Source organism: Arthrobacter sp. GCM10027362 (genome assembly GCF_042679445.1).
In the GTDB taxonomy this organism is placed as follows: domain Bacteria; phylum Actinomycetota; class Actinomycetes; order Actinomycetales; family Micrococcaceae; genus Crystallibacter.
In genome coordinates this window covers 1-8,351 of record NZ_JBHTML010000170.1, presented here as the reverse complement: position 1 = coordinate 8,351, position 8,351 = coordinate 1, and the positions used below count along the sequence as shown (strand labels likewise).

Sequence of the window (8,351 nt, the reverse complement as noted above, 5' to 3'; positions counted from 1 at the left end):
GGCCGGGCGGCCGCCCAACCGGACCAGGCCGGCGGCGGGCCGCTGACCGAACGGCTGGTCGCCGCGGACGTGGCCCGGCGGATCCAGGCCATCCTGGGCGACCTCGGGGCCGATGTGAAGATGGTCGAAACCGCCGAAGACGCGCCGTCGAGCGAGCGGGCCCGGTTGATAAAGGACTCCGCCGCCAGCCTGTGCATTGCCCTCCACTGCGACTGGCTGGACCAGCCCGCTGCCAGCGGAATCTCCGCCTTCTACTGGGGCCGCGCCGAGACCGGGGAGATCCGCTCCCCCATCGGCCACCGCGCCGCCGAACTGATCCTGAAGGAAATCACCGCCCGGACGGGTGCGCCCAGCCTCGGCGTCCACGGGCGCAGCTGGGATGTCCTGCGGCTGGTCAACATGCCCTCGGTGCACCTGGACCTGGGCTATTTGAGCAACGCCCACGATGCGCAGCTGCTGGCGGATCCGATCATGCGCCAGATCTTGGCCGACTCGGTGGTGATCGCCATCCAGCGGCTCTACCTGCTCGAAGAGGACGACGAGCCGACCGGCACCTTGGCGATGGAGGACGTGCTCCGGTTCAATCCCGGGCGCTGAGCCGGCGCCGGGCCTTTCCCGGCGCCGGCCCCTCGCCTGTGGTGCGGCAGGGATGCTGTTTTGGGTTGCCGAATATTTCGGGCGGATCTGTTGGGTACATCACATTTTGTTGCACGGACCGCCGGGTTCCGGAGAGTGTGGGCCATCACCACTTCATCCGTGCGCTTCCGAGCGCGTGCGCCCAAAAGGAGCAGCAGCATGACCGACGTCCTGTGGTTTTCCGAACTTGGCCTGTCCGACCTTGACCAGGTTGGGGGCAAGAACGCCTCGCTGGGCGAGATGATCGGAAACCTGGCCGCGGCCGGGGTCAGGGTCCCGGACGGCTTCGCCACCACCGCCGATGCCTACCGGCGCTTCCTGCGCGAGTCCGGCCTGGAAGCCGGCATCGGAGCCGTCCTCGAGGGCCTGGACAGCGACGACGTGGCCGCCCTGGGCGCCGCCGGGGCGCGGATCCGGGAGATGATCCGCCAGGCACCGTTCCCGGCCGGCTTCGAGGAGCAGGTCCGTGCCGCCTACGCGCAGCTGGCCGGCAGCCACGGCGCGGACGTGTCCTGGGCGGTGCGCTCCAGCGCCACGGCCGAGGACCTGCCCGACGCCTCCTTCGCCGGCCAGCAGGAGACCTTCCTGAACGTGCGCGGCATCGAGAACGTGCTGCAGGCCATCCGGGACGTCTTTGCCTCGCTCTACAACGACCGCGCGATCGCCTACCGGGTCCACCACGGGTTCACCCACTCGGAGGTGGCCCTCTCGGCCGGCATCCAGCGCATGGTCCGTTCCGACGTCGGCTCCTCCGGGGTCATGTTCACCATGGACACCGAGTCCGGCTTCCGCGACGCGGTCTTCATCACCTCCTCCTACGGCCTGGGCGAGGCCGTGGTCCAGGGCGCGGTGAACCCTGACGAGTTCTACGTCTACAAGCCCGCCCTGGCCGCCGGCCGGCCGGCGATCCTCAAGCGCGGCCTGGGCGAAAAGGCCGTGCAGATGACCTACGCGGCCTCCGCCGAGCCCGGCCGCACGGTCGAGTTCGCCCCGGTGCCGGCCTCGCAGCGGCGCCGCTTCAGCCTCACCGACGCCGAGGTGGAGCAGCTGGCCCGGCACGCGGTGGCCATCGAGGCCCACTACGGCCGGCCCATGGACATCGAATGGGGCAAGGACGGCACCGACGGGCAGCTGTACATCCTGCAGGCCCGCCCCGAGACCGTCGAGTCCCGCAAGGCCTCCGGCACCCTCTCGCGCTATACGCTCAACGAACGCTCTGCGGTGCTGGCCGAGGGCCGGGCCATCGGCCAGCGCATCGGCGCCGGCCAGGTGCGCGTGCTGACCTCGATCGACCAGATGTCCTCCTTCCAGCCCGGCGACGTGCTCGTGGCGAACATGACCGACCCGGACTGGGAACCGATCATGAAGAAGGCCGCGGCCATCGTCACCGACCGCGGCGGGCGCACCTGCCATGCGGCCATCATCGCCCGCGAGCTGGGCATCCCGGCCGTGGTCGGCACCGGCAACGCCACCCAGGTGCTTGCCGAGGGCGCCCCGGTGACCGTCTCCTGCGCCGAGGGCGAGGCAGGCCTGGTCTACGCCGGGCTGCTGGACTACACGCTGCAGGAGACCACCCTGGACGCGATGCCGGAGGCCCCGGTGAAGATCATGATGAACGTCGGCACCCCGGAGCAGGCCTTCGGCTTCGCCGGGCTGCCGCACCACGGGGTGGGCCTGGCCCGGCTGGAATTCATCATCAACCGGCAGATCGGCATCCACCCCAACGCCCTGCTGGCCCTGGCCGGGGAGATCGAGCGCCCCGCGGCCCTGTCCGACTACGCCGTGCAGCAGATCCAGGAGAAGATTGCCGCCTACGACGGCCCGCGCGACTACTACGTCCGGCGCCTGGCCGAGGGCATTGCCACCATCGCGGCCGCCTTCGCCCCGGAACCGGTGATCATCCGGCTCTCGGACTTCAAGTCCAACGAGTACGCCAACCTGCTCGGCGGTCCGGCCTTCGAACCCGAAGAAGAGAACCCGATGATCGGCTACCGCGGCGCCTCCCGGTACCTCTCGGACTCGTTCCGCCAGGCCTTCGAGCTCGAATGCGAGGCACTGAAGCTCGCCCGCAGCGGGATGGGCCTGTCCAACATCAAGGTCATGGTCCCCTTCGTGCGCACCCTCGAGGAGGCCCGGGACGTGACCGCGCTGCTGGCCGCCAACGGGCTGCGCCGCGGCGAGGAGGGGCTGGAAATCGTGATGATGTGCGAGCTGCCGGCCAACGCCCTGCTGGCCGATGAGTTCCTGGAGTACTTCGACGGCTTCTCCATCGGCTCCAACGACCTGACCCAGCTGACCTTGGGCCTGGACCGGGACTCGGCCCTGGTCGCCGGCGGGTTCGACGAGCGCAACCCCGCGGTGCGCCGGCTGCTGGAAATGGCCATCAACGCCTGCCGCGCCCGCGGCAGGTATGTGGGCATCTGCGGGCAGGGCCCCAGCGACCACCCGGACTTCGCCGAGTGGCTGCTGGAGCAGGGCATCAGCTCGATCTCGCTGAACCCGGATGCCGTGACCGACACCTGGCTGCGCCTGGCCCGCAGCCGCGCCGCGGCGGCCCAGGGATGAGCGCGCCCGGAACCGCCCGGTGAGCGGGATCCTCCCGCAGGACGCCGCGGGGGCCGGACGCGGCCCGGCCCCCGTGGTGTTCTTCCTCTCCGACAGCACCGGCATCACGGCCGAGACGCTGGGCAACACGCTGCTGACCCAGTTCCCCGGGCAGCGGCTGGAGCGGCGCACCATCCCCTTCATTACCACGGTGGAGCAGGCGCGCGAGGTCGTCGCCGTCATCGACCGCCTCGCCGCGGCCGGACCGCGGCCGATCGTCTTCTCCACCGCCGTCGGCGGCGACATCCGCGCCATCCTGGCCGGGAGCCAGGGGCATTTCGTGGACCTGTTCGGCGCCCACATCGGCGCGCTGGAGCAGGTCCTGCACGCCCCGGCCAGCGGCGAGCCGGGCCGGGCGCACGGCGTCGGCGACGCCATCCGCTACCAGTCGCGCATGACCGCCGTCGAATACGCCATCGAGCACGACGACGGCCAGTCCATCCGCGCCCTGGAGCGGGCGGAGCTGATCCTGATTGCCCCCTCGCGCTGCGGCAAGACCCCCACGACAATGTACCTGGCGCTGCAGCACGGCATCCTGGCCGCCAACTTCCCGCTGATCGAGGAGGACTTCGCCCGCCGCTCGCTGCCGGAGCCGCTGCGGCCCTTCGTGCGCAAGTGCTTCGGGCTGACCTCGCTGCCGATCCGGCTGAGCCAGATCCGCCAGGAGCGCCGGCCGGACAGCACCTACGCCTCGCTGGCCCAGTGCAGCTTCGAGCTGCGCAGCGCCGAGGACATGTACGCGGTCAACGGGATCCCGTACGTGAACTCCGCGTCCATGTCGGTGGAGGAAATCTCCGCCACCATCCTGCAGCGGATGCAGCTGCACCACTGAGCCGGCCGGCGCGTCTTCTCCCCGGGCGGGATCCTGGCGCGCCGGGTCTTCCCCGTCCGCGGCGGGACCCTCGGCCCTAGGAGCCGATCTTCAGGGTCTCCCAGCCGCCGACACCGACGGTCACGCGTTGGCGGATCTTCCCGGCGGAGACCGGGTAGTAGTACAGGTTGCCCTTCCGGTCGCGGGCGAGGATGCCGGCCCGGCCGGCGGCCACATGCCCTTCCACGGCGGACAGGTGCGTCATGGCGTTCCAGCCGGACCTGGCCACGACCTTGCGGGCCTCCCTGACGAATGTGCCCTTGCCGTTGGAGCGGTACAGCTTCAGCTGCCCGCCCGGAGTCCTGGTGACCAGGTCCATCTTCCCGTCCCGGTCGAAGTCCAGGGCCATCAGCGCCAGGCGTTTCCAGTTGGCTGAACCGAGCCGCTGCCGGGGCCCGGGCTTTCCCCCGGCGGGGTTGGCATAGGAGTACAGCCTGCCGTCACGGTTTTTGGCGATGATGCCCGGGTGCGTGTCGGCGGTTTTCCACCGGGTGACGAGGATGGTGTGGTGCTGCCAGCCGCGCGTGCCGAGGACGGCCCGCTTGAAGCCGCCCTTTTTCTGCCCGTAGTCGACGGTGAGCCTGCCGCTCTTCCAGTTGGCGACCAGGTCCTGGATGCCGTCCGAGTTCCAGTCGGCGATTTCGACGGCGAGCGCGGTGGCCCATCCGCCCGAGACGTAGCTGCGCCTGTACAGGTCCCCGCCCCGGGCGGACGGGTAGATGTAGAGGTTGCCGCCGGCGTCCACGGCCGCGATGTCGCCTGCCTTGGCCTTGGGCAGCGCCACGGCGGCCGGCAGGGACTTCAGGTCCCTGGCCAGCAGCGCCGGCATGTCGTAGGTGTAGTGGGTAATGCCCGGCAGGACCGTCATTTTCGTGCCGGTGAAGCCCAGCCCCCGGTAGATCCCCTCGGCGCGCCGGGCCGTGCCCAGGGCGGACCAGCCCTTCAGGGTCGTGCCGCCCAGCCCGTCCCGGCTGCCGGCAATCCAGTGCAGCTTCATCTTCCGCACGGCCGCGGACGGAACGGTCTGGATGCCCCGGTAGCCGCCGCCGCCCACGATCGTGGCCCCGCCGCCCTTGATCCAGCCCTGGCGGTCGGCCAGGATCTCGAAGGTGATGAACTCCGCGCCCCCGGAGTAGCCGTGGAACCAGATCCGGCCGGCGTCGAGCTGGTACTTGGAGATCAGCCTCGCCGCCAGGGAGCGGAAGTAGTCACCGTTGCGGTCCTTGTCCTCCCACCAGGTGATGCCGCCCTTTTTGTCCGGGGTGATGACCGGGACCATGATCATGTTCTTTTTGGCGGCCTCGGCGGCCATTTTCCTCATCACGGACCCGTTGGGGTGGTGGACGTAGGACTGGTCGGGGCGGCTGTAGTCACCGTGGAAGACGAACAGCACGCCGACCGGCTTCGAGGTGTCGATGCCGTCGGCATAGACGTGGTACTTGCCGGTGGCCCCGTTGGGGGCGGTGTAGGTCTGGTAGGTGGTGCTGCGCGGTGCCGCCGCCTGGGCCGGGACGGCGGCCAGGGACGAGGCGAGCAGGGCGGCGCCGATGGCTGCGCCCAGGAGGGCGCGGAGGCTGGTCTTCATGGATCCGGATCCGTTCGTGGCAGTGCTGGCGGCACCGGACGCCGCCCTCCGGAAACGCAAAGGGTTTCAGGGACGGTGCGGGCCTCCCCCGCCGGCGTTGTCGGCTACTGGCCAATATCGGCTGCCGGCGGCGTCGGGTAAGCGGACCGGCCCGGGAGGGCTGGAAACTTCCCGGGTGAATGCTGAGGTTGCATCGCACGGGAACAGGGGCAGATTCCCCGGCGGAGGCAGCGGAAGGGGCCCCGGGCGGCCAGCGCTGCGGCGGCCCGGGACCCCTTCCGGGGACGGAGGCCTGCCTTCAGGCCAGGGTGTAGAACCTGGCCGGCATCCAGGACACCGGGTGGGCCCGGGTTCCCAGCGAGGTGCCGAGCGCGCTGATCATCCGTCCGCGGCCGGTGTAGATGCCCACGTGGGACCCGCCGTTCTGGACGACCAGGTCGCCCGGCTTCGGCTCGGATGTCCGTTTCATGACCGTCCACTGCCTGACCCGCGGCAGTTCGATGCCGGCCTTGGCGTGCACCCAGCGGACAAAGCCGGAGCAGTCCCAGCCGCGCGGGCCGGTGCCGCCCCAGGCATAGGGCCGGCCGATCCCGGTCCGGGCGATCGAGACGATCCTGTGCGCCGTCGCCGCCTTCTTTTTCGCGGCCTTTGCTTTGGCCTTCTTCTTCGCGGCCTTGGCTATTGCCGCGGCCTTCTTCTTCGCCAACGCCTTCGCGGCAGCCGATACGCGCTCAAGGCCCGGCCGGATTCCGGCCTGCACGGACGCGGCGGGGGGCTGCGGCGTCGCGGCCTCCTGTAAAAGAACGTGGGCGGGTGCGGCCTGGACCGGCGGGGCGGCCAGGGCGGATACACCGAGGGCCACCAGCAGACCTGCCGCGGCTGCCACCACGGCAGGTATCCGGGGGGCTGTTTTCCGGGGTGATGCAAGCCGCCTTTCACGACCTGCCGGATTCTGTACTCTGCGTCGGCCGAGGCCTTGGCGGGAAGTCATAAGTACTCCGGGGTTGGGGACATTACCTGCCTTCCCTGCGTCCCCACCCGTGACGGGCGTGATCAGTCCATGACCCGGGGCCTGGCAGCCGGTGGCCGCACGGACTTACATCCGGCCGCCGGCGTTCCCTGGGGCACAAAGAGGGCATGCGGCGGACCGCTCGCACAGCCTAACGGCCCGCACCGGCGGCCAGCCGCGGCATTGACACAGGATTTCCCAACCATCACCTCAAGCACGGACGCCATCCGCCCCGGCCCGTGAGCCGGGGCGTGTCTGCTCCCCGGGGTCGCCGGGTGCTATGGAATCCTCAGTGCCGGCTCGTCATCGCTTTGCGCCGGCTGCCGTCGAGTTCACGCTCCACCAGGCGCTCCAGTCCGCACAGGGCCTCCAGCCGGGTGTCCCCGGTCCAGCAGAGGTCGGGGAATTCCGCCACGGTGGCAACGTACACGTCGTCCTCGGACTGCCGGGTGACATGGAAGCGGAACCCGGACAGGTCGTCACGGCCGCAGGGATCGGACATGGGGTCCTCCGTTCGTGCTGCTCAACGTTCCCGGACCCATGATAGGAGCCGGTACCGACAGGGCCGGGACGAACCGCCGCAGGCAGCAGGGGCGGCCTGCGGCGGCCCGGAGGGGAAGCCGCAGGCGAAACCGTCAGTGCCGCCGCAACCCGGTGTTGCGGCGGCACTGACGGTTCCGTTCGGCAGAAGGTTCTAGCCGATGTGAGTCAGAGAGTCCCCGGACATGCCGTCGGCCACGCTGACCGTGAACACGTTGGGTCCGCTTCGAGTGACCCTGACCCGGTCCTTCGGGGCGTTTGCCTTGGAGGAAACGTGGGTGATGGCCGCTTCCAGCGTGTGGTCGATCGTGGAGCGGTCCCAGATCTTGAGGGTCATGGAGTGCGATTCAAAGCTCATGCGCCGTTGCTTTCGTTGATTGTTTCCCGGCCACCTCACCGCCGAGGCAGCGGCATCAACCCTATCCGAATCCGCATGCCCGGCAGGTCGCACTGTGACCGACCGCACAGCCCCGGTCAGGCCCGGGCACGACGCGGGCCGCCGGTGTTTGCAGCGTGCCGTCCAGCCATGGACACCTTGGCATTCCCTGCCCTGATGTTCGGTCGCACAAGCCGGCCCCTTCAATGCGGCACCGCCGCTCCCCAGGGGAAAGATCCCCGCCGAACACCGGTCCATGGATCCGCGCCTGCCCTGCCCGCAAAAAGCCCGGCGGGGGTACCCCGCCGCGACAGCTGCTGCCCGGGCTCCTGCAGGCGCCGGGTCCCGGCCGGGAACCGCCCTCCGTGGATCTCCGGAGAGTCCCGTCGATATGGCCAGCCGTCGGCTGACGGAAGCGAATAAGCAGGCAGCGAGGGCACAAGAGAGCCCCCGCTACCCGGTGCGGGCGGTGGGGGTCTCCGGGCATCTCCAGGTCGGGTGATTGGGCACCCGGCCACCTGCACCGGCAGCCCGGCGTCGCCGTCCGGGAGGCCGGCAGCGTGCCGCCGGGCGGAGCCAGGCGTGCCGATACTACCGCGGTGCCCGTGACATCGGTCACAGGATGCGGTCTGGGGGCGCTGCAATTGCTCCATGTCCTGCAGAGTACGGCCCCGGCCGGCCTTGGGGGAGCCGGCCGGGGCCGCAGCATCCGCCGGCAGGCTCGATTGGG

The 8,351-nt window shown here is 70.2% G+C and carries 7 protein-coding genes; 3 read left to right on the top strand and 4 right to left on the bottom strand.

From position 1 onward, the window contains the following. From ACFQ36_RS18210 to ACFQ36_RS18200, 3 genes are all read left to right on the top strand, one after another. Window positions 1-597, top strand: a 597-nt coding sequence (locus tag ACFQ36_RS18210; RefSeq protein WP_377016180.1) for an N-acetylmuramoyl-L-alanine amidase, incomplete at its 5' end; no start/stop codon positions are given. Between the two features lie 198 nt (window positions 598-795). After that, complete coding sequence (gene ppsA, locus ACFQ36_RS18205) at window positions 796-3,201, top strand: phosphoenolpyruvate synthase (RefSeq protein WP_377016178.1); 2,406 nt, start codon at window positions 796-798, stop codon at window positions 3,199-3,201. A gap of 19 nt (window positions 3,202-3,220) precedes the next feature. Continuing rightward, the gene (locus tag ACFQ36_RS18200) at window positions 3,221-4,072 is read left to right on the top strand and encodes a pyruvate, water dikinase regulatory protein (protein WP_377016176.1); all 852 of its coding nucleotides are present in this window, start codon (window positions 3,221-3,223) and stop codon (window positions 4,070-4,072) included. Window positions 4,073-4,148: 76 nt separating this feature from the next. On the opposite strand, the gene ACFQ36_RS18195 is transcribed toward ACFQ36_RS18200, so the two are convergent. The 4 genes from ACFQ36_RS18195 to ACFQ36_RS18180 form a co-directional block, all read right to left on the bottom strand. Beyond that, window positions 4,149-5,696: an FG-GAP repeat domain-containing protein gene (locus ACFQ36_RS18195; RefSeq protein ID WP_377016174.1), complete on the bottom strand. Its 1,548-nt coding sequence runs from the start codon at window positions 5,694-5,696 to the stop codon at window positions 4,149-4,151. A gap of 298 nt (window positions 5,697-5,994) precedes the next feature. Then, entirely contained in the window at window positions 5,995-6,585 is a 591-nt protein-coding gene (locus ACFQ36_RS18190; protein WP_377016172.1) for a C40 family peptidase, read from the bottom strand. A 409-nt stretch (window positions 6,586-6,994) separates the two neighbouring features. Next, window positions 6,995-7,207 (bottom strand): type II toxin-antitoxin system HicB family antitoxin, encoded by a 213-nt coding sequence (locus tag ACFQ36_RS18185; protein WP_377016170.1) that lies wholly within the window; start codon window positions 7,205-7,207, stop codon window positions 6,995-6,997. Between the two features lie 192 nt (window positions 7,208-7,399). Beyond that, window positions 7,400-7,603, bottom strand: a complete 204-nt coding sequence (locus ACFQ36_RS18180) for a hypothetical protein (protein WP_377016168.1) — start codon at window positions 7,601-7,603, stop codon at window positions 7,400-7,402. Window positions 7,604-8,351: the final 748 nt, after the last annotated feature.